Source organism: Peteryoungia rhizophila (assembly GCF_004912145.1).
In the GTDB taxonomy this organism is placed as follows: domain Bacteria; phylum Pseudomonadota; class Alphaproteobacteria; order Rhizobiales; family Rhizobiaceae; genus Allorhizobium; species Allorhizobium rhizophilum.
In genome coordinates, this window is the sequence record NZ_STGT01000003.1 from 483665 (window position 1) to 505998 (window position 22334).

Annotated in this window: 18 protein-coding genes; 14 read left to right on the plus strand and 4 right to left on the minus strand. The window is 61.7% G+C overall.

The genetic code is table 11. From position 1 onward, the window contains the following. Positions 1-4 precede the first annotated feature (4 nt). The 4 genes from E9677_RS13510 to dprA are packed head-to-tail and all read left to right on the plus strand — an operon-like array spanning position 5 to position 4049. On the plus strand, positions 5-961 hold the full coding sequence (locus tag E9677_RS13510; protein ID WP_136558595.1) for an aspartate carbamoyltransferase catalytic subunit: 957 nt from the start codon (positions 5-7) through the stop codon (positions 959-961). After that, positions 958-2250: a dihydroorotase gene (locus E9677_RS13515; RefSeq protein ID WP_136558596.1), complete on the plus strand. Its 1293-nt coding sequence runs from the start codon at positions 958-960 to the stop codon at positions 2248-2250. The genes E9677_RS13510 and E9677_RS13515 overlap by 4 nt, the downstream gene beginning before the upstream one ends. Positions 2251-2271: 21 nt before the next feature. Then, complete coding sequence (gene plsY, locus E9677_RS13520) at positions 2272-2883, plus strand: glycerol-3-phosphate 1-O-acyltransferase PlsY (protein ID WP_136558597.1); 612 nt, start codon at positions 2272-2274, stop codon at positions 2881-2883. An 8-nt stretch (positions 2884-2891) separates the two neighbouring features. Then, on the plus strand, positions 2892-4049 hold the full coding sequence (dprA, locus tag E9677_RS13525) for a DNA-processing protein DprA (protein ID WP_136558598.1): 1158 nt from the start codon (positions 2892-2894) through the stop codon (positions 4047-4049). Here dprA and E9677_RS13530 read toward each other — a convergent pair. Further along, positions 4002-4235 (minus strand): hypothetical protein, encoded by a 234-nt coding sequence (locus E9677_RS13530; RefSeq protein ID WP_136558599.1) that lies wholly within the window; start codon positions 4233-4235, stop codon positions 4002-4004. The genes dprA and E9677_RS13530 overlap by 48 nt on opposite strands. A 245-nt stretch (positions 4236-4480) precedes the next feature. Here E9677_RS13530 and topA point away from each other — a divergent pair, with 245 nt between their 5' ends. From topA to rpmG, 5 genes are all read left to right on the plus strand, one after another. Continuing rightward, positions 4481-7168, plus strand: coding sequence for a type I DNA topoisomerase (topA, locus tag E9677_RS13535; RefSeq protein ID WP_136558600.1), 2688 nt, complete (start codon positions 4481-4483; stop codon positions 7166-7168). Between the two features lie 137 nt (positions 7169-7305). Continuing rightward, on the plus strand, positions 7306-9525 hold the full coding sequence (gene rnr, locus E9677_RS13540) for a ribonuclease R (protein WP_235882981.1): 2220 nt from the start codon (positions 7306-7308) through the stop codon (positions 9523-9525). Between the two features lie 25 nt (positions 9526-9550). Next, complete coding sequence (locus E9677_RS13545; protein ID WP_136558602.1) at positions 9551-9985, plus strand: DUF983 domain-containing protein; 435 nt, start codon at positions 9551-9553, stop codon at positions 9983-9985. Positions 9986-10240: 255 nt separating this feature from the next. Beyond that, complete coding sequence (locus E9677_RS13550) at positions 10241-11422, plus strand: MFS transporter (RefSeq protein WP_136558603.1); 1182 nt, start codon at positions 10241-10243, stop codon at positions 11420-11422. A gap of 90 nt (positions 11423-11512) precedes the next feature. Further along, the gene (gene rpmG / locus E9677_RS13555) at positions 11513-11680 is read left to right on the plus strand and encodes a 50S ribosomal protein L33 (protein WP_003547442.1); all 168 of its coding nucleotides are present in this window, start codon (positions 11513-11515) and stop codon (positions 11678-11680) included. Between the two features lie 757 nt (positions 11681-12437). Here rpmG and E9677_RS13560 read toward each other — a convergent pair. Next, positions 12438-13811 carry a PleD family two-component system response regulator gene (locus E9677_RS13560; RefSeq protein ID WP_136558604.1) on the minus strand — a complete coding sequence of 458 codons (1374 nt, stop codon included), beginning with the start codon at positions 13809-13811 and terminating at the stop codon, positions 12438-12440. A 12-nt stretch (positions 13812-13823) separates the two neighbouring features. After that, on the minus strand, positions 13824-14195 hold the full coding sequence (locus tag E9677_RS13565; protein WP_112242752.1) for a response regulator: 372 nt from the start codon (positions 14193-14195) through the stop codon (positions 13824-13826). Between the two features lie 138 nt (positions 14196-14333). Here E9677_RS13565 and E9677_RS13570 point away from each other — a divergent pair, with 138 nt between their 5' ends. From E9677_RS13570 to E9677_RS13590, 5 genes are all read left to right on the plus strand, one after another. Beyond that, complete coding sequence (locus E9677_RS13570; RefSeq protein WP_136558605.1) at positions 14334-14627, plus strand: DUF3572 domain-containing protein; 294 nt, start codon at positions 14334-14336, stop codon at positions 14625-14627. After that, positions 14627-15262 carry a hypothetical protein gene (locus E9677_RS13575; RefSeq protein WP_136558606.1) on the plus strand — a complete coding sequence of 212 codons (636 nt, stop codon included), beginning with the start codon at positions 14627-14629 and terminating at the stop codon, positions 15260-15262. The genes E9677_RS13570 and E9677_RS13575 overlap by 1 nt, the downstream gene beginning before the upstream one ends. Positions 15263-15353: 91 nt before the next feature. Continuing rightward, the gene (locus E9677_RS13580) at positions 15354-16637 is read left to right on the plus strand and encodes a DNA polymerase IV (RefSeq protein WP_136558607.1); all 1284 of its coding nucleotides are present in this window, start codon (positions 15354-15356) and stop codon (positions 16635-16637) included. Between the two features lie 8 nt (positions 16638-16645). Beyond that, the gene (locus E9677_RS13585; RefSeq protein WP_235882951.1) at positions 16646-17443 is read left to right on the plus strand and encodes a YoaK family protein; all 798 of its coding nucleotides are present in this window, start codon (positions 16646-16648) and stop codon (positions 17441-17443) included. A gap of 128 nt (positions 17444-17571) precedes the next feature. Further along, on the plus strand, positions 17572-18804 hold the full coding sequence (locus tag E9677_RS13590) for a L,D-transpeptidase family protein (RefSeq protein WP_136558608.1): 1233 nt from the start codon (positions 17572-17574) through the stop codon (positions 18802-18804). A 3-nt stretch (positions 18805-18807) separates the two neighbouring features. On the opposite strand, the gene dnaE is transcribed toward E9677_RS13590, so the two are convergent. Beyond that, a complete protein-coding gene (dnaE, locus tag E9677_RS13595; protein ID WP_136558609.1) occupies positions 18808-22308 on the minus strand; it encodes a DNA polymerase III subunit alpha in 3501 nt (1166 codons plus the stop codon). Positions 22309-22334: the final 26 nt, after the last annotated feature.

Genomic DNA, 22334 nt, shown 5'->3' on the forward strand with positions numbered 1-22334 from the left:
TCCCTTGGTCTTCTTTCCCCATCGCCATCTCATCGGCATCAAGGGCCTTACCGAGCAGGACATCACGTTCCTTCTCGACAAGGCAGACGAAGCCGTCAAAATCAGCCGCCAGCGGGAGAAGAAGACTTCCACGCTGAGGGGCCTCACCCAGATCAACCTCTTCTTCGAAGCCTCGACGCGGACGCAAGCCTCGTTCGAGCTCGCAGGCAAACGCCTAGGCGCCGACGTAATGAACATGTCAGTCGGCAATTCCTCAGTGAAGAAGGGCGAAACGCTGATCGACACCGCCATGACGCTGAACGCCATGCGGCCAGACGTGCTGGTGGTGCGTCACTCTTCGGCGGGAGCTGCAGCCCTTCTTTCGCAAAAAGTCGCCTGCTCGGTGGTCAATGCAGGTGACGGACAGCATGAGCACCCGACCCAGGCGCTGCTCGATGCGCTCACCATCCGGCGTGCGAAGGGCAAGCTGTCGCGCATCATCGTCGCTATATGCGGCGACGTCCTGCATTCGCGCGTGGCCCGCTCCAACATCCTGCTGCTCAATGCCATGGGCGCCCGCGTGCGGGTCGTGGCACCGGCCACGCTTCTGCCAGCCGGCATTGCCGACATGGGCTGCGAGGTCTTCCACGACATGAAGGAAGGGCTGAAGGATGCGGATGTCGTGATGATGCTGCGCCTGCAGCGCGAGCGCATGTCCGGCTCCTTCGTGCCTTCGGTGCGCGAGTACTTCCACTTCTATGGTCTGGATGCTGAAAAGCTGAAAGCCGCCAAGGAGGATGCGCTCGTGATGCATCCGGGTCCGATGAACCGCGGCGTCGAAATCGCGTCCGAGGTTGCCGACGGTCCCCAAAGCGTGATCGAGAGCCAGGTCGAGATGGGGGTCGCCGTGCGCATGGCTGTCATGGAAACGTTGCTGGTGTCGCAGAACCAGGGTCCGCGCTCAGAAGGAATGGGCGCATGAAAAAGCCGCTGGTTCTCAAGAACGTCCGGGTCCTCGACCCGTCGCGCAAGCTCGACGAAGTCGGCACCATCATCGTCGGCCATGACGGGCTGATCGTAGCCTCCGGCGCCGATGCGCAGAATCAAGGCGCACCCGAGGGTGCCGAAATCCGCGATGCCCGGGGCCTGACTGCCATTCCTGGTCTCGTCGATGCCCGCGTTTTCGTCGGCGAGCCGGGATCCGAACATCGTGAGACGATCGCCTCGGCAAGCCGGGCGGCGGCCGCCGGTGGCATCACCTCCTTCATCATGATGCCGGAGACCGATCCCGTCATAGACGACATTGCATTGGTTGAGTTCGTCAAGAAGACCGCCAGGGACACGGCAAGCGTCAACGTCTATCCGGCAGCGGCGCTGACCAAGGGCATGACCAGCGCCGAGATGACGGAGATGGGTCTGTTGCAGCAGGCGGGTGCTGTGGCTTTCACCAATGGTCGGCATGGGCTCAACGACACGCAGGTTCTCCGTCGCGCGATGACGTATGCCCGGGAATTCGGCGCCGTCATCGCGCTTGAAACGCGGGAAAAGTATCTGGCTGCCAATGGCGTGATGAACGAGGGGTTGCTGGCGAGCTGGCTCGGTCTCGGCGGCATCCCGCGCGAAACCGAAATCATTCCGCTCGAGCGGGACCTGCGGATCGCCGCACTGACGCGGGCCAAGTATCACGCCTCGCAGATCTCCGTGCCGGAATCGGTCGAGGCGATCGAAGTTGCCCGCAAGCGCGGAGCCAAGGTGACCTGCGGCATCTCGATCAATCACCTGAGCCTCAACGAAAACGACATCGGCGAGTACCGGACCTTCTTCAAGCTCTATCCGCCGCTGCGCTCGGAAGACGATCGCATGGCGATGGTCGATGCGCTGGCCAAGGGGCAGATCGACATCATCGTCTCCTCACATGATCCGCAGGATGTCGACACCAAGCGCCTGCCCTTCGGCGAGGCTGCCGATGGCGCGATCGGGCTTGAGACCATGCTGTCCGCGGCCCTTCGCCTGCACCATGCCGGCCATGTGCCGCTGATGCGGCTGATCGATGCCATGTCGACGCGGCCGGCGGAGATCTTCGGGCTGCCGGGCGGCACGTTGAAGCCGGGCGCGCCGGGTGACATCGCGCTGGTTGATCTGGATGAACCATGGCTCGTCTCACGAGACAACCTGCTGGCGCGCTCGAAGAACACGCCATTCGAAGACGCCCGCTTCTCGGGCCGGGCCGTTGCGACCTATGTCGCCGGCCAGTGCGTCCCTAGGCTTTAACGAACAGGGATACGGACACCCATGATCGACTTTTCCGCTCTCGGCTGGGCCAATCTCGCCATCGTTCTCCTGTTCGGCTACCTGCTGGGCTCAATCCCCTTCGGCCTCGTGCTGACGAAGATGGCCGGCCTCGGCGACCTGCGCTCGATCGGCTCGGGCAATATCGGGGCGACCAATGTTCTTCGTACCGGTAACAAGAAGCTCGCAGCCGCGACGCTGCTGCTCGATGCGCTGAAGGCGACGGCGGCAGCGCTGATCGCCCATGCGGTGTTCGGGCATAATGCGGCGCTGTTCGGTGGTTTCGCTGCCTTCATCGGTCACCTCTTCCCGGTCTGGCTGGGCTTCAAGGGTGGCAAGGGTGTCGCGACCTATATCGGCACGCTGCTTGGCGTTGCTCCGCTGATGGTACTCGTCTTTGCTGTCGTATGGCTCGCCGTCGCCTTCATCAGCCGCTACTCTTCGTTGTCCGCACTACTCGCCACACTTGTCATTCCGGTTGCATTGTGGATACTCGGGGTTGAAGAAGCCGCACTCGTCACTGCCGTCATGACCGTCATCACCTTCTGGCGCCACAAGCAGAACATCGAGCGGCTGATCGCGGGCACCGAGAGCAAGATCGGAAACAAGGGCTAGGGGCAGCCATGGGGTCAGACAGCGCAAGACGAAAAGGGATTGCGCTGACGGACCGCCAGAAGATTGCCTGGCTGCGGCTGATCCGCAGCGACAATGTGGGGCCTGCCACCTTCCGCGACCTCATCAATCATTTCGGCTCGGCCGAGGCCGCACTCGACGCACTCCCGGAGCTCTCCCGGAGGGGCGGCTCGACCCGCGCCATTCGTATCGCGACCCTCGCCGATGCAGAGCGCGAAATCGAAACCGCCCATCGCTTCGGCGCCTGCTTCATCGGTATTGGCGAGCCGGATTATCCCGCTGCCCTCAGACAGATCGATGCCGCCCCTCCCCTGATTGCGGCCAAGGGTGACCTCGACGTCGCAACACTTCCTGCCGTCGGGATTGTCGGTTCGCGCAATGCCTCGATCAGCGGTGCGAAGTTCGCGGCGATGATGGCAAGGGAGATTGGGCTTTCGGGATACGGCATCGTTTCCGGGCTTGCGCGGGGCATCGATTCGGCCGCCCATCGAGCAAGCCTAGACACGGGCACGATCGCCGCCATGGCAGGCGGGCTCGACCAGCCCTATCCGCCTGAAAACGTCGACCTGCTCGACCAGATCTGCGAAGGCCGGGGCCTCGCCATCTCGGAGATGCCGTTCGGCTGGGAGCCCCGGGCGCGTGACTTTCCCCGGCGCAACCGGCTGATCGCGGGTGTTGCGCTCGGCGTCGTGGTGATCGAGGCGGCGGCGCGTTCAGGGTCGCTGATCACGGCACGCCTTGCCGGGGAGTTCGGGCGGCTGGTCTTCGCCGTCCCGGGTTCGCCGCTCGATCCGCGCTGCGAAGGGACCAACGGCCTGCTGAAGGACGGGGCGACGGTGACCACCAAAGCGCAGGACGTGCTGCAGGCACTCGCGCCGATTTCCGAACTCGACCTCTTCTCGCAAAGTGAAGCGGATGAGCCCGACGATGGCCATTCGGGCGACCGTCCGCTCGCACCGCCGCCCAATGACGACGAGCGACTGATCATCATCCAGGCGCTCGGGCCGACACCGGTCGAAATCGACGATATCATTCGTCACACGGGCCTGCCGGCCTCGTCGGTCTATCTGGTCTTGCTGGAACTGGACATCGCAGGCCGACTAGAGCGGCACGCGGGTGGTTTTGTTTCGCTGAACATGATTGATTGACAGCGAGCGGCGGCCGGACTGAACGTCGCCCGCCTCAACATAGGCCATCTCGATCAGGTAACACAGCATGTCGGCGCCTTCGTTTTCGGCAACCAGCCTCAATTCGGCGAGCATCTGTCTGATGTAGGCGATGTTTTCCATCGTGCGGTTACCGCGACCATTCGTCTCCATCGTGTCTCGTGTCATCGCTCTCGCCCGTCGTCGCCGGAGGTCGCTGCAACCATGACCTCGCCTATGCATGGAAAATACAATAGACCATTTATCCCAGATTGCAATCTACCTATAATCTCCCACAGGTTGCATTTGCGAGCAGGCCGAAAATGACCCTCGCCTCTTGACCGCAGCCGTTTCGCCCTCCATGTCGGAAAACCGTGTTCCGAAGACAGTGGTGCGGTGCCGCTGATCGGATGCGTTGAAGGTACATCTGTCCAATGAACGTCGTAGTCGTAGAATCCCCGGCCAAGGCCAAGACGATCAACAAGTATCTGGGTCCCGGATACACGGTGCTCGCCTCATTCGGCCATGTGCGCGATCTGCCGGCCAAGGATGGCTCCGTTCTGCCGGACCAGGATTTCGAGATGTTCTGGGAGGTCGATGCGGCCTCGCAAAAACGTATGAAGGACATTGCCGATGCGGTGAAGTCCTCCGACGGCCTGTTTCTCGCGACCGACCCTGACCGCGAAGGGGAAGCGATTTCCTGGCACGTGCTCGACCTTCTGAAGAAGAAGAAGGTGATCGGCGACAAGCCGGTAAAGCGCGTCGTGTTCAACGCGATCACCAAGAAGGCCGTGCTCGATGCCATGGCCAATCCGCGCGATATCGACACACCGCTGGTCGATGCCTATCTCGCCCGCCGCGCGCTCGACTATCTCGTCGGCTTCAATCTGTCGCCGGTTCTCTGGCGCAAGCTGCCGGGTGCCCGCTCAGCCGGCCGCGTGCAGTCGGTGGCGCTACGCCTCGTCTGCGACCGCGAGACCGAGATCGAACGCTTCGTTGCCGAAGAATATTGGAACATCTCCGCGCTCCTGAAGACGCCGCGTGGCGACGAGTTCGAGGCGAAGCTTGTTTCGCACCAGGGCAAGCGCATGCAGCGCAACTCGGTCACCAATGGCGAGCAGGCGGGCGGCATCAAGGAACTGCTCGAAGGTGCGGCATTTGCGGTCGACAGCGTCGAGGCGAAGCCGGTCAAGCGCAATCCGGGCCCGCCCTTCACCACCTCCACCCTGCAGCAGGCAGCCTCCTCGAAGCTCGGCTTCTCTGCCTCGCGCACCATGCAGGTGGCGCAGAAGCTTTATGAAGGCATCGACATTGGCGGCGAGACCGTCGGTCTGATCACCTATATGCGTACCGATGGCGTGCAGATGGCGCCGGAGGCGATCGATGCCGCGCGCTCGGCTGTCGCCGACCAGTTCGGCCCACGCTACGTGCCGGAAAAGACACGCATCTATTCGACCAAGGCGAAGAACGCTCAGGAAGCGCATGAAGCGATCCGTCCGACCGATTTCAATCGCTCGCCGGACAAGGTTCGCCGCTTCCTCGACGCCGACCAGTTGCGGCTTTATGACCTGATCTGGAAGCGCGGTATTGCCAGCCAGATGGCGTCCGCCGAGATCGAGCGTACGACCGTCGAGATCCTCGCCGACAACAAGGGCGACAAGGCCGGCCTTCGCGCCGTCGGCTCCGTCATCCGCTTCGATGGCTTCATTGCCGCCTATACCGACCAGCGCGAAGAGGGCGAACCGGCTGAGGACGGCGACGACGAGGATGGCCGCCTGCCCGAGATCAATGCCCGCGAGGCCTTGGCCAAGAACAAGATCAATTCGAGCCAGCATTTCACCGAGCCGCCGCCGCGTTATTCGGAAGCTTCGCTGATCAAGAAGATGGAAGAACTCGGCATCGGCCGTCCGTCGACCTATGCCGCGACGCTGAAGACGCTCAGCGACCGCGAATATGTGGTGATGGACAAGCGCAAGCTGATCCCACATTCCAAGGGGCGGCTGGTCACAGCCTTCCTCGAAAACTTCTTCACCAAATATGTCGAATACGACTTCACGGCCGATCTCGAAGAGAAGCTCGACAAGATCTCCGCTGGCGACCTGAACTGGAAGGACGTGCTGCGCGCCTTCTGGCAGGACTTCTTCGCCCAGATCGAAGACACGAAGGAACTGCGTGTCACCAATGTGCTCGACGCGCTGAACGAGGCGCTGGCCCCGCTCGTGTTCCCGAAGCGCGAGGACGGGTCCGATCCGCGCATCTGCCAGGTCTGCGGCACAGGCAACCTCTCGCTGAAGCTCGGCAAATACGGCGCCTTCGTTGGCTGTTCGAACTATCCGGAATGCAACTTCACCCGTCAGCTGAGCAGTGACGGCAATGCCGAGGCCGAAGCCGGTGGCAATGAGCCGCGTGCGCTGGGCAAGGATCCGGTGACCGAGGAAGAGATTACGCTGCGGTCCGGACGTTTCGGACCTTACGTCCAGCGTGGCGACGGCAAGGAAGCCAAACGCTCCTCGCTGCCGAAGGGCTGGGCGCCTGCCGACATCGACTTTGAAAAGGCGCTTTCGCTGCTCTCCCTGCCACGCGACGTCGGTGCGCATCCGGAAACGGGCAAGATGATCTCGGCCGGCCTTGGCCGCTACGGCCCCTTCGTGCTGCATGATGGCACCTATGCGAATCTCGAAGGCATTGAGGACGTGTTGTCGATCGGTCTCAACCGCGCCGTCACCGTGCTGGCCGAAAAGAAGGCCAATCCGGGCGGACGTGGCCGCACGGCAGCGGTTGCTCTGAAAGAGCTCGGGGAGCATCCCGATGGCGGCGCCATGACCGTTCGGGACGGCCGTTTCGGCCCCTATGTCAATTGGGGTAAGGTCAACGCGACGCTGCCGAAGGGTAAAGATCCGCAGGCGATCACCGTCGAAGAAGCGCTCGTCCTGATCGCCGAGCGCGCGGCCAAGGATGGCGGCGGCAAGGCCAAGGCGAAGAAGGCTCCGGCCAAGGCAGCCAAGGCAAAGTCGGAAGACGGTGCTGCGGCTAAGCCGAAGAAGGCTGCCGCCAAGCCGAAGGCCAAGGCGGCTGCCAAGGCCCCCGCAAAGGCAAAGACAGCAAAGAAGAGTGCGACTTGAGCAAATTTACCCGCGACACTTCCCGCTCTCAAAGCTCCAGCAACCGCAAGAGCCGGCGTGCGGAAGGTGCTGCCAAGGCCCGGAGTGAAAACCCGACGGCCCTGATTCACGGCGAAGTGCCGCCGCGTGACGTGCTCATGCAGTTCATCACGGACAATCCGGATCGCGCATCCAAGCGCGAGATCGCCAAGGCATTTGGCCTCAAGGGCGAGCAGCGTGTCGAACTCAAGCAGGCGCTGAAGGATCTGGAGAATGACGGGCTGGTGCAGAAGAGCCGCAAGTCGCTGACCAGGCCGGGCGCCCTACCCCCGGTCACCGTGCTCGACATCACGACCCGCGACAAGGACGGCGAGTTGATCGGCCGCCCGGCGGAATGGCCGGAAGACGCAGGAGCCGCACCCGCCGTGCTGATCCGCCAGTCGAGCTCCGACCGCTCGAAGGGCAAGACGCCGGTGGGCGGCCTCGGCGACCGGGTGCTCGCCAAGATCTTCACCAACAAGGATCGCTCCGGCCCCGCCTATACGGCCCGCGTGATCAAGATCCTCGACCGTCAGGTCGGTGCGGTCATGGGCGTTGTGCGGATGATGCCGGATGGTGGTGCACGGCTGATGCCGATCGAACGGCGTGGCGAGGAAATGCAGATCGATGCCACCGATATCGGCGAGGCCAAGGATGGCGATCTGGTCGAGGTGGAGGTCGGGCGTGCCAGTCGCCTTGGGTTGACGCGGGCCAAGGTTCTCAACGTCGTCGGATCCGTTGCCTCGGAAAAGGCGATCTCGATGATCGCCATCCATGCGCATGGCATTCCGCATATCTTCTCGCAGTCGGTGATCTCGGAGGCCGAGGAGGCCAAGTCCGCCTCGATGTCACATCGGGAAGACTGGCGCGACCTGCCGCTCATCACCATCGATCCGCATGACGCCAAGGACCATGACGACGCGGTCTATGCCGAACTGGACACATCGCCCGACAATCCTGACGGTGTGATCGTGACCGTCGCCATCGCTGATGTCTCCTACTATATCCGGCCTAAATCGGCGCTCGATCGCGAGGCGCTGAAGCGCGGCAATTCCGTGTATTTCCCGGACCGCGTCGTGCCGATGCTGCCCGAGCGGATCTCGAATGATCTCTGCTCGCTGCGCGAAGGCGTCGATCGGCCCGCACTTGCCGTGCGCATGGTCTTCTCGCATGAGGGCCGCAAGGCGAGCCACACCTTCCACCGCATCATGATGAAGAGTGCGGCCAAGCTCTCCTATCAGCAGGCGCAGGCTGCGATCGACGGTAAGACGGACGAGAAGACCGGCCCGCTGCTGGAGCCGATCCTTAAACCCCTCTGGCATGCCTATGAGGTGATGAAGCGCGGACGCGATCGGCGCCAGCCTCTCGAACTCGACATGCCCGAGCGCAAGATCATCCTGAAGGAAGACGGAACGGTCGACCGTGTGCATGTTCCTGAGAGGCTCGATGCGCACAAGCTGATCGAGGAGATGATGATCCAGGCGAACGTCTCGGCCGCCGAGACGCTGGAGAAGAAGCGTCAGGCGCTGATCTACCGCATTCACGATGCGCCGGCGCTCGCCAAACAGGAAGTGCTACGGGAATTCCTTGCCACGCTCGGCATGTCGCTGGTCAAGGGCGGCAATATGCGGTCCAACTCGTTCAACGGGATCCTCGCCAAAGCCCAGGACACGCCGCACCAGACCATCGTCAACGAAATGGTGCTGCGCAGCCAGAGCCAGGCGATCTACAGCCCAGACAATATCGGCCATTTCGGCCTGAACCTGATGAAGTATGCCCATTTCACTTCGCCGATCCGGCGTTATGCCGACCTGATCGTGCACCGTGCGCTGGTGGGGTCGCTGGGCTTGGGCGAAGGTGGGATCACACCCGACGAAGAGGCGAGCCTCGAGGATATTGCAGCAGAGATCTCGACCTTCGAGCGCCGTGCGATGGCCGCCGAGCGTGACACCGTCAACCGACTGATCGCGCATCACCTTGCCGGGCGCATCGGCGAGCAGTTCAACGGCCAGATCAGAGGTGTGACCAAGTCCGGTCTGTTCGTCGCCCTGCCGCAATTTGGCGCAGATGGCTTTATCCCGGTTTCAACACTGGGCCGGGACTACTATATCTACGACGAAGCACATCAGGCCCTGACGGGCGAGAAGTCCGGGCTGGGCTATCAGCTCGGCGATACCGTCGAGGTTCGATTGGTGGAAGCCGTGCCGCTTGCCGGTGCGCTGCGCTTTGAAATGATGAGCGAGGGGCGCAAGATGCCGGCTGGCACACGCTCCTTCCACAAGGCGGGACGGCGCGGCCAGAAGCAGCCCGGCACACGCCCGCCGCGCTCACGACGTTGATACTTTCGCCCCGGAGGCATGAGACATGACCGCCAACCAGACCCATGTGACGATGCAATACGGCCTCGACGAAAAAGCCGAACGGCCGCTTGGCCGCTCCATCAAGCGCGGCATGCTGAACCAGTGCCCGGCCTGCGGGTCCGGCAAGCTGTTCCGCAACTATCTGAAGGTCGTGGACAATTGTGCAGCCTGTGGCGAGGATTATCACCACCATCGGGCCGATGACCTCCCAGCCTATCTCGTCATCCTGATCCTCGGCCATGTGCTCGTCGGCGGCTTCATGGCGACCGATCTCGTCTTCGTGCTGCCAGCCTGGGTGCATTTCGCCATCTGGGCACCGATCGGGGTCGTGACCTCGCTGCTTTGCCTGCAGCCGATCAAGGGTGGGGTCGTCGGCCTGCAATGGGCACTGCGCATGCATGGCTTTGGCGGCGAGAAGGACGAGGCCGAGCCGTCGTGACAGGGCGCAAGTGCCGAGAATAGCCGTCACCTCACTTTGGTCGTTTACCGATAGGACTGAGTTTTGCGGTAGACCGTGATTCGCGACGCCGTATGCCAAGCAGCTTGACAGCCGGACGATTTCCAGTCTGAACATGCCGCGCCGATCCAGGATGCCTCGGGAGCTCGTAAACCCATATGCCATTGACCATGCCTCTCCCTATCCTGCAGCCGGCTGCGTTCTCACCCAAGGTCCGGTCTGTTCGCGAGGTTGCGGATGTCTGAGACGAATGGTCTGAACGGCCACCGCGAGGAGATCCACTGGCCCTCGCTGTTCGCAGCCATCTCTGCCATCTCGGCTGTCGGCATCGCAATCGGCCTCGGCCTGCCGCTGCTCAGCATCATTCTGGAGAAGCGTGGCATCTCCTCGACGCTGATCGGTCTCAACTCGGCCATGGCCGGCATCGCCGCCATGGCGGCAGCCCCCCTGACAACCAAGCTCGCCCACAAGCTCGGCGTTGTGCCGACCATGCTGTGGGCTGTCGTGCTCTCCGCTGTCAGCGCCGTCGGTTTTTATTATGCGACCGAGTTCTGGATGTGGTTTCCGCTGCGGATCGTCTTTCATGGTGCCACGACCACGCTCTTCATCCTGTCCGAATTCTGGATCAATGCGGCGGCACCATCGCGCAAGCGCGGCCTGGTCATGGGTATCTATGCCACCATGCTTGCCGTCGGCTTTGCCTGTGGCCCCCTTCTCTTCTCTGTGCTCGGCAGTGATGGCCTTCTTCCCTTTGCGGTCGGTGCCATCGCCATTCTGGCCGCTGCCATCCCGATCTATATCGCGCGAAACGAAAGCCCTGTTCTGGGTGACAAACCGGAGATGCATTTCCTGCGCTACATCTTCCTGGTGCCGACCGCGACAGTAGCCGTCTTCGTCTTCGGGGCGGTCGAAGCAGGCGGCCTCTCGCTCTTCCCGATCTATGCGACCCGTACCGGCTTCACGGAGACCGAGGCAGCCCTGCTGTTAACCGTGATGGGTATCGGCAATATGGTTTTCCAGATCCCGCTTGGGCTGCTCTCGGACCGCATGCGCGACCGGCGTTTGCTCTTGTCCATCCTCGCTGCCGTCGGCCTTGCTGGCTCGCTGACCCTGCCGTGGCTCTCAGGCCAATGGCATCTGATGGCGATCGTGCTGCTCTTCTGGGGCGGCTGCGTCTCTGGCCTCTACACGGTGGGCCTGAGCCATCTCGGCTCGCGACTCACTGGTGCTGATCTCGCAGCCGCCAATGCCGCCTTCATTTTCTGCTATGCGGTGGGCACGGTTGCCGGCCCACAGGCGATCGGAGCGGCTATCGACATCACGGGGAATGACGGATTTGCCTGGGCGATTGCGGGCTTCTTTGCCCTCTATGTCGTGCTTTCTCTGGGGCGCCTGGTTTTTAAACCGAAACGCACTTGACTTTTCGGGCGCGATTTGTAGTTTCGCGCCAGATTTGCCGTGGGCCTCGTTCGGTCGTCCACGGCTTCGTTTATTAGAGGCAGGACGACCATGGCCAAGGCTACAACCATCAAGATCAAGCTTCTGTCGACGGCTGACACGGGTTTCTTTTACGTGACCACGAAGAACAGCCGCACCATGACGGACAAGATGACGAAGACCAAGTATGACCCGGTTGCTAAGAAGCATGTCGAGTTCAAGGAAACCAAGATCAAGTAAGACTTGATCGAAGGCTTTTCAAAAAAAGGCGTGCCGCTTAATGCGGCGCGCCTTTTTCTTTTGTCCCTTCCCGTCTCCCATCCAGCCACGCGCCAAAACGAAAAACACCGGCCTCCTTGCGGAAACCGGTGTCTTTACAATAGGGGGTCGGCCGGCATGCAACACGGCACGAGGAACCGTTTTGTTGTCACATACCAACCGACCGACCCCACGACCCAGGAGATGCGGCGGACCTGAGCATCATGGGGTATCCAGAACCTCCTAAGAGGTCTTGTCTGCTGGCTGCAAGTTCTCCCAAGCAGAGACAAAAATCAACAGTTTATTAACCGCCGGACGGATGAACGTACGAATATGGTTAAATCACGAGGGGTTGAACTTGCCGCTACGCAGTGATCGTCAGTACTACACACATTGAAACTTGAGTTGACGGTCAGTTCATTTCGGATCTTCTCAAGTCTAGTTTACGAAAGCCGCAGAGTGTGTGGCAACCAAACCTAGGTCATCCACCCAAAGATAACGCTAATATTCAGGTAAATACAAAACCGGAGTAAGCATGTTGGCGAAAGCTGGCATCCGCATCTGCCCCGGTTGGTGCGAGACTATTCTGGCATGGACGGATAAGTCGCTTTGTAACTGCCCAAAAACACAGCATGAATTGATCAAATCCATAGCCGAACTGGCCGTACAAAAAGCTGTGTAAATCTTCGCTGACAGCGGTGCCTACCGCTGAAACTGCTGCACTATTTCAAAAGGGTTATCAGGCCGCCGCGGCGACGACGCGGTTACGGCCCGAATTCTTGGCCTCATAGAGCGCACGGTCTGCCTGTTTCAGCAGCTGCTCGGGCGTCTCGATACCCGGGCCGATCGTGGCAATGCCCATGGATGCGGTCAGCATCAGCGGTATCTCTCCCGTGCGGAGCTGGAAGGGCCTCGCTTCAATCATGCCCCGCAGCCGCTCGGCCACGGTTGCGGCCACCTCTGCCGGCGTGTCCGGCATGACGAGAACGAATTCTTCGCCGCCGAAACGGCAGGCGAGATCGGCACCACGCACAGTGGCACGGATCCGTCCGGCGAATTCCTTCAGCACTTCGTCGCCGGCATCGTGGCCGTAACCATCGTTCACCAGCTTGAAGCGGTCGATATCGGTGATGCAGATCGTCAGTGGTCTACCCCGCACCTTGGCGCGGGCAAAGAGCGTGCGCAGCTGGGTGTCGAGATAGCGGCGATTGTGCAGGCCTGTCAGGCCGTCAGTGACAGCGAGCTCGATCGTCTGGCGCACACTGTTGCGCAGGCGATCATTGTAGCGCTTGCGGCGGACCTGGGTCAGGGAGCGCGCCATCAGTTCGTTGGGATCGAGCGGACGCACGACATAATCGTTCACGCCGAGATCGAGCGCGCGAATGATCATCTGCTCGTCGCCCTGTTCAGTGATCAGCAGGATCGGGATGAAGCGGGTGCGCTCCAACGATCTGATCTGCGAGCACAGGCGCAAGGGGTCGTAGTCTTCGAGATTGCAGTTGACGATGATGAGGTCGAACGTGTTCTCCGCCGCCTCGAACACCGCAGCCTGCGGGTCGGACATGGCAAAGACTTCGGCGATCGGCTTCAGCGACTTGATGATGCGTTCCTGCGAAGCCGCACGGCTATCCACCAGCAGAACATGTGCCTGCTCTTCCAGACGGCCGTCCTGGAGCCGCAGGATGTCATCCATGCCGGCCTGGCGGGTCGTGTCGTGGCGGATGCGCAGCTCGTCCGACAAAGTCTTCAGGCGCACGAGGCTTTTCACACGCGAAATCAGCTGCAGGTCGTTGACAGGCTTGGTGAGGAAATCGTCGGCACCGGCCTTCAGGCCACGGACGCGATCCGATGGCTGGTCGAGTGCCGTGACCATGACAACAGGGATATGGGCCGTGCGTGGGTTGGACTTCAGCCGCTCGCAGACCTCGAAGCCATCCATTTCCGGCATCATGATGTCGAGCAGGATCACATCCACCTGGGTGCGGTCGCAGATGTCGAGCGCGTCGCGACCATTGCTCGCTGTCAGGACGTCGAAATACTCCGCCATGAGCCGCGCTTCAAGCAGCTTCACGTTGGCAGGAATATCGTCGACGACCAGAATGCGCGCAGTCATGTCACGTAATCCTCACGCATCCCCGAGATAGGTCTTGATGGTCTCAATGAATTTCGGCACCGAGATCGGCTTGGAGACATAGGCTTCGCAACCACCCTGGCGGATGCGCTCCTCGTCGCCCTTCATGGCAAAAGCCGTGACTGCGATCACTGGAATGACGTGCAGTTCCGGGTCGTCCTTGAGCCATTTGGTGACTTCGAGACCGGAGACCTCGGGAAGCTGGATGTCCATCAGTATAAGATCCGGCTTGTGACGGCGTGCGAGATCCATCGCTTCCATGCCGTTGCGGGTCTGAACCGTTTCATAGCCAGATGCTTCGATCAGATCGCGGAAGAGCTTCATGTTGAGCTCGTTGTCTTCGACAATCATAACCTTTTTCGGCATTCACCCGGTCCTTTGTCCCGCGCATTCAGGCAGCCCGGAACTGCGGGCCCGGCGCGAGTTGCGTCTTCCGTCATCGAGCATGCTAGTGCTATTTGGTTTCGAAATCGGTAATTTGCCAGTGTCAGAGGAAAAGACTTTATGAAAAACAGAGATATACCGCCGGGCGCCGAAGAGACGGCGGTGGCGGTGCTGGGCTGGCTGGCCAATGAACCGGATATGATGTCGCGATTTCTTGCGCTGTCCGGCGTTCAGCCCGGTCAATTGCGCGAGGCGGTCAATGATCCCGGCTTTCTTGCGGGAATGCTCGAATTCCTCATGCAGCACGAGCCGACCCTGATGGCCTTCTGTGCAGCCACAGAGACGAAACCCGAAACCGTGGTGTCGGCCTATCACCAGTATGTGAGACCGGGCCTCGATTCGGGTGAATATTGATGCTGACGGACATCGACCACATCACCATCAGGGAGCGCCCGCTGATCGTCTGTGACGTGGACGACGTGGTCCTCCAATTCGCTACCCCGTTCGAGGCGTTTCTGACGACCCGCGGTCATCGGCTCCTGCCACGCTCGTTCAAGCTGACCGGCAACATCGTCAACGGCGCGGACGAGAGCGTTCTGGAAGCACCTTTGGTGAAGTCCCTGATCGACGACTTCTTCATAGAGCAGGAGCGCTGGCAGACGCCATTTGCCGATGCGGTGGACAGCCTGCATGCGCTCGGCACAGATGCCGACCTCGTCTTCCTGACGGCCATGCCGCCGCGCCATGCCGAGGTACGTCGGAGACTGCTCGACCAGTTGACGCTGACCTTTCCGCTGATCGCGACGGAAGAGGCCAAGGGGCCGATGGTCGCGAAGCTGCATGGCGCAAGGCCCCTGCCCGTCGCCTTCGTCGATGACATGGTCCACAATCTCCACTCCGTCGGAGAACACGTGCCGGACTGCCTACTCGTCTATCTGCCGCCGCCTCTCGAGATCTTCCGGTTCGCCCCCGACCCGCAGGAAACGGTCCGCCGAGTCGAGAACTGGACAGAGGCTTCGAAGCTCATCCGCTCACACTTCACCGCCTGACGAAAGCCGAAGTTTCCGTTGCAAGAACGCGGGCACTTGTCTCGCCTGGACACGCGGCCTATGGTCGATATGTTCAACCTTTGTTCCAGCCATGACCCGCGTTGCCCCGACCCATCCCGGTTTTTGTCGCGACTGCCTGACCGGGCAGGCGGCGGGCCTGCGCCGATGCCGTTCCTGTGGCAGTCCGCGCCTCGTCTATCATTCGGAACTCTTCGACCTTTCGATCGCCCATATCGATTGTGATGCCTTCTACGCCTCGGTGGAGAAGCGCGACAATCCGGATCTCATCGACAAGCCCGTCATCATCGGCGGCGGCAAGCGCGGTGTCGTGTCCACCGCCTGCTACGTGGCGCGCATTCACGGCGTGCGTTCGGCCATGCCGATGTTCAAGGCGCTGGAGGCCTGTCCGCAGGCGGTGGTGATCCGGCCGGACATGGAGAAATATGTGCGTGTCGGCCGGCAGATTCGGACCATGATGGAGGAGCTCACGCCGCTCGTGCAGCCGATCTCGATCGACGAGGCATTCCTGGACTTGAGAGGCACCGAGCTCCTGCACCATGACCCGCCGGCACGGGTGCTCGCCCGCCTCGCAGGACGGATCGAAAAGGAAATCGGCATCACGGTTTCCGTCGGGCTCTCGTATTGCAAGTTTCTGGCCAAGGTGGCTTCCGACCTGCAGAAACCGCGCGGCTTCTCCGTCATCGGCGAGGCAGAGGCGCTGTCCTTTCTTGCCGACAAACCGGTGACGATGATCTGGGGCGTCGGCAAGGCCTTTGCCTCGACGCTGCAGGCCGATGGCATACGCACGATCGGCCAATTGCAGGTTATGGACGAGACCGAGCTGATGCGCCGCTACGGGGTGATGGGACAGCGGCTGGCAAGGCTTTCGCGCGGCATCGATGACCGCACGGTGCATCCCAACGATCCGGCGAAAAGTGTTTCGGCCGAGACGACCTTTTTCGACGACATCCATCGGCTCGACGACCTTGTCGTGCATCTGCGCGAGCTTTCCGAAAAGGTCGCCTGGCGGCTGAAGCGGCACGAGATCGCAGGACAGACTGTCGTGCTGAAGCTGAAGACCTCGGATTTCAAGCTGCGCACCCGCAATCGGCGGCTCGACGATCCGACGCAGCTTGCGGACCGGATTTTCCGGACCGGCATGTCGCTGCTGGAGAAGGAGACCGACGGGACGAAGTTCCGTCTGATCGGGATCGGCGTGAGCGATCTGCAGGATCCCACGCTCGCGGATCCGCCCGATCTGGTAGACGAGCAGGCCGGGCGCCGGGCCGCGGCGGAAGCGGCGATGGACAAATTGCGCGACAAGTTCGGCAAGGGCACGGTCCAGACGGGCTACACCTTCCCGCCCAGGAGATAGTTTGAACCGTGACGCATTTATCCACCAGCATCGGCAACAACCCGAATCAGCGCCAGCCCCCCAAGTCCACCCGGTTGCGGCTGTTGCGGATCACGGTATCCCATCGGCGCATGCGCCGCAACGACCTGATGCTGGGCATGATTCTCGCCTTTGTCGCCGGCGCCATCAATGCGGGCGGGTTTCTGGCGATCGGGCACTACACATCGCATATGACCGGCATCGTCTCATCGATTGCCGACAATCTCGCACTCGGGATCTTTAGGCTGGTCGGCTCCGGGATCGCGCTCCTGGTCAGCTTCACGCTGGGGGCGGCCTGCTCGGCAATCCTGATCAACTGGGCGAGACGGCATGCCCGTCGCCAGCAATATGCCTATCCGCTGGCGCTCGAATCCGTGTTATTGATCGCCTTTGCCGGGATCGGCGCCGTCATTCCGCCGGCTGCCGCAGCACCCGTGACGGCGGTGCTGCTCTGCTTCGTCATGGGGCTGCAGAATGCGACGATCACCAAGATTTCCGGCGCGCGCATCCGCACCACCCATCTGACGGGCATGATCACAGATATCGGGATCGAAACGGGAAAGCTCGCCTATGGACTGGTTGCGCGGCGTCTCAACCATCCGCCGATCGTGACGGATGTCCGGAAGCTCTCCATCCTCCTGCCGATCGTCGGCATGTTTTTTCTCGGCGGATTGATCGGCGCGCTGGGCTTCAAGCATCTCGGCCATGCCTTTTCGCTCCCGGTTGCGGCCCTGCTTCTCGCCGTCGCCTCCCCGCAGCTGCGCCTGCGTCCGCTGTCGCCGCAGTGAGCGCGGAAAGCTGGGGAGACATGATCACAGCCGCGTGACGGCTTGCATCACCCACCCACTGCGAAACTTTTCTTAAACATCGTCACATAGACTTCGGAGGCTTTGTCTCGCGTTCCAAGTGGTCGACCATGTTCCAGCGTTTCGCCCTCGCCTTCAGCTTTTCCCTTCTGGCCAGCACGGCGCTTGCCGCAGACGGCCCCCTGCAGATATTCGTCTCCAAGGCAGATCAGACGCTCACCGTCTATGACGGTGACACGGTGGTCGCGACGACGAAGGTCTCGACCGGCAAGCCGGGACACACGACGCCATCCGGCATCTTCTCGATCCTCGAGAAGCGCAAGTATCACGAGTCCAACCTGTATTCGAATGCGCCGATGCCCTTCATGCAGCGGCTGACCTGGTCGGGAATCGCGCTGCACGAGGGCAAGATTCCGAATTATCCGGCCTCGCATGGCTGCGTGCGCCTGCCGAACGGTTTTGCCAAGACGCTCTTCCAGATGACCGAGCGCGGAGCGCATGTGATCATCACGGATGATCCGGTTGTGCCGCGGCAGGTGACGCATGCCAACCTCTTCACGCCACGGCTGCCGATAGACGATGGTGGTTTGCTGTCCGATGTCGAACTGCGTCCAGGCCGCGTGGAAGCGGCTCTGAAGCCTGTGGAAGTGGCGATGAATGCCGTGCCGCCACGCAGCGGCGCCGAAGCGAAGCTCACGATCGAGGAACCGCCGCCGCTCAGGATCCTGATTACCCGGCGCACGCAGCGCGACGTCGCGACCGATGTCCAGCGCCTGTTAAACAAGGTCGGCTTCGACGCCGGAGTTCCCGACGGCTTGCTCGGCACGCGCACGATTGCGGCGGTCAGGGCCTTCAAGGAGAAACATGCGGTCGAGAAGGATGGTGAGATCCTGTCGAAGCCCTTCCTCGCCGCCCTCTATACCGAGGCCGGCGAAGACCATCCGCCGATGGGGCAGTTGATGATCCGGCAGAAATTCCAGCCGCTGTTTTCTGCAACTGTCGACATCAAGGAGCCCGAAAAGGCGCTCGGCACTCACTTTCTCGAAGCAACCGATGTCGACCGGTTCAAGCGCAAGGCTGAATGGCGCGGCGTGACGCTGGATGACCACCTGGCCGCCGCCACGCAGAAGCGGCTCGGCATCTCAACGCCCGCCGATGACCGTGATGTCTTCACGGCAGAAGCGGCGCTCTCGCGCATCGTCATTCCGGACGACGTTCGCGCCCGCATCGAGACCATGCTGAGCGAAGGTTCGTCGATCACCATCCAGGACACGGGCCTTGGCCCGGAAACTGGAGACGGCACGGATTTCATAACCGTCACCCGTTCGAAGCCGCGCGTCTGATCCTCACACCAGTTCGACATCCAGCACGCCCGGGGTCGAGCGCATGGCGGCGGCGATCTCCGGCGAGATGCGAAAGCGTTCTGTGAGTTCGACCTCGATCTCGCGCTGTCCCTCGTCCTTGATGACGATGAAGGAGACGAGACCGTCACCCCGGGCGTTGAGGCGGGCTGCCACCGCGCGCAAGGGACCGGAATCCCTCACATAGACGCGCATGGCCTTCTGCATGCGGATCGATTGCTCTTCGAGCGATTGGGCCGTCTGGACACGCAGGCCGATGCCCTCGGGGCGCTCCTCGGCCTGGACGGTCAGCACCAGCGATTTTCCCGCCTCTAGCAGGTCGCGATACTGATTGAGCCCTTCCGAGAAGAGCACGGCTTCATACTGTCCAGACGCATCCGAGAAGGTGATGATGCCCATCTTGTTGCCGGTTCGGGTCTTGCGTTCCTGGCGGGAGATGACAGTGCCGGCGAGACGGCCCGCAGAGGCACCCTGTTTCACGGCCATGGAGAAATCGGCGAAGTTCTGCACACGCAGCTTGTCCAGCAGGTCTCTGTAAGCGTCGAGCGGATGGGCGGAGAGATAGAAGCCAAGCACCTGAAATTCGCGCATCAGCTTTTCGGACGAAAGCCAGGGGGTGTAGGGTGCAAAGGCGATACGTTCGGGGCCGCTCGCACCGCCGGAGCCGAACATGTCGGACTGGCCGCTCACCGCATTTTCCTGCGCGCGCTGGGCATACCCCATGATCCGATCGATGCTACCGACGAGCTCAGCGCGGTCGCGGCCGAAGCAGTCGAAGGCGCCGGCCGCGATCAGACTTTCGAAGACGCGACGGTTGATCTGCTTCGGGTCGATCCGCAGGCAGAAATCTTCGATGCTCTCGAAGGGCGTGTCGCCCCTGACATCGACGATGTGGTCGACCGCGCCTTCACCGACACCCTTCAAGGCGGCGAGGGCGTAATAGATGCGGTTGGGGCCGGTCTGGAAGTGACGGAAGGAGGTCTGGACAGAGGGCGGCACGACCTCGATGCCAAGGCGGCCGGCATCCTGACGGAAATCGACCAGCTTTTCGGTGTTCGACATGTCGAGCGTCATCGACGCGGCAAGGAATTCGACCGGATAATGCGCCTTCATATAGGCGGTCTGGTAGGAGACGATGGCGTAGGCTGCGGCGTGCGACTTGTTGAAGCCGTAGTTGGCGAATTTCGCTAGCAGTTCGAAGATGTTGTTGGCCTGGGGCTTGGAGACGCCATTTTTCATCGCGCCGTCGACGAAACGGGCGGACTGCTGGTCCATCTCCGCCTTGATCTTCTTACCCATGGCGCGGCGCAGAAGGTCGGCTTCGCCGAGCGAATAACCCGACAGGACCTGCGCGATCTGCATGACCTGTTCCTGGTAGACGATAACGCCTTGGGTTTCCTTGAGCAGGTAGTCGATCTTCGGATGGATGGAGGCGACTTCTTCTTCGCCGTGTTTGCGGGCGTTGTAGACCGGGATGTTCTCCATCGGGCCCGGGCGATAGAGCGCTACGAGCGCGATGATGTCCTCGATGCAGTCGGGGCGCATGCCGATGAGGGCCTTGCGCATGCCGGCACTTTCCACCTGGAACACGCCGACCGTTTCGCCGCGCGAGAGCATCTCGTAAGTCAGGGTATCATCCAGCGGGATGGCCGCGAGATCGACCTTGTGGCCGCGCTGTTCCTCGACAAAGTCGACGGCGGTCTTCAGGACCGTCAGCGTCTTCAGGCCGAGGAAGTCGAATTTCACGAGGCCTGCCTGCTCGACCCATTTCATATTGAACTGGGTGACCGGCATGTCGGAGCGCGGATCGCGATACATAGGCACCAGCTTCGACAGCGGGCGGTCGCCGATGACGATGCCGGCGGCGTGGGTCGAGGCGTGGCGGTAAAGGCCCTCGATCTTCTGGGCGATTTCGAGAAGACGCGCGACAACCGGCTCTTCGGCGGCGGCCTCCTGCAGCTTGGGTTCTTCCTCGATCGCCTTGGAGAGGGGCGTCGGGTTGGCCGGATTGTTCGGCACGAGCTTGCAGATCTTGTCGACCTGTCCATAGGACATTTCAAGCACGCGGCCGACGTCGCGCAGGGCCGCGCGGGCCTGCAGCGATCCGAAGGTGATGATCTGCCCGACCTGTTCGCGGCCGTATTTCTTCTGCACGTAACGAATGACCTCTTCGCGACGTTCCTGGCAGAAGTCGATGTCGAAGTCGGGCATCGAGACGCGTTCCGGATTGAGGAAGCGTTCGAAGAGCAGCGAGAAGCGCAAGGGATCGACGTCGGTGATGGTCAGGGCATAGGCGACGAGCGAGCCCGCACCCGAACCACGGCCCGGCCCGACCGGGATGTCGTTCTGCTTGGCCCATTTGATGAAGTCGGCAACGATCAGGAAGTAGCCGGGGAATTTCATGCGCTCGATGACCGAGAGCTCGAATTCCAGGCGGTCGCGGTATTCCTTCTCTTCGTAGCCGGGCGCCATGCCGAGGGCGGCGAGACGATGATCGAGCCCCTCCTCCGCCTGGCGGCGCAGTTCGAGCGCTTCCTCTCGTTCGGCTTCTTCCGGATCGTCGCTGCCGCCGGTGAAGCGCGGCAGGATGGGCTTGCGGGTGTCGAGCACGAAGGAGCAGCGACGAGCGATCTCGACCGAATTCTCCAACGCCTCCGGCAGATCGGCGAAGAGCTTCATCATGTCCGCCCGGCTCTTCAGATAGTGGTCCGGGGTGAGGCGGAAGCGGTCGTCGTTTGAGACGATGGCGTTGTGGGCCACGGCCATCAGGGCGTCATGGGCGTCGTAATCGTCACGAGCCGGGAAAAAGGCCTCATTGGTCGCGACCAGCGGCAGGTCATGTTCATAAGCGAGCTGGACCATGCGGCGCTCGTGGCTGCGATCATAGTCACCGTGGCGCTGGAGTTCGACATACAGGCGATCGCCGAACATGCGCTTCAGGGACAGGAGGCGGCTTTCGGCCTGGGCCTTGTGGCCATCCTTGAGCATACGATCCACCGGCCCACCGCCCGCGCCCGTCAGCACGATCAGACCTTCGGTGCCGCTCTCCTCGAACCAGGAGAGTTTGACATGGGTCGGCTGCCCGGCATCACCGCCGAGATAGGCCCGGCTGACAAGGTCGACGAGGCGTTCGTAACCGTCCGCATCCGATGCCAGGACGACGACGGCGGGCAGATCCGGCATGTGGCCGTTACCGCCGCGCTTCTCGCCGGTGGCATCCTCCATGTCGATCGACAGCTGACAGCCGATGATCGGCTGAATGCCATCGCCGAGCGCTTTTTGCGAGAATTCGAGCGCAACGAAAAGATTGTTGGTGTCGGTAATTGCGATCGCCGGCTGCTCGTCGGCGACGGCCTTGCCGAGGATCTTCTTGAGCGGCAGCGCGCCTTCGAGAAGCGAATAGGCGGAATGCACCCGCAGGTGCACGAAACCCGGACCATTGCCCGCTACACCGGTCGCCTGGTCGTCGACGCTGTGTTCGCCCATACCGCTTCTTCCCTGACTGTCTGAAT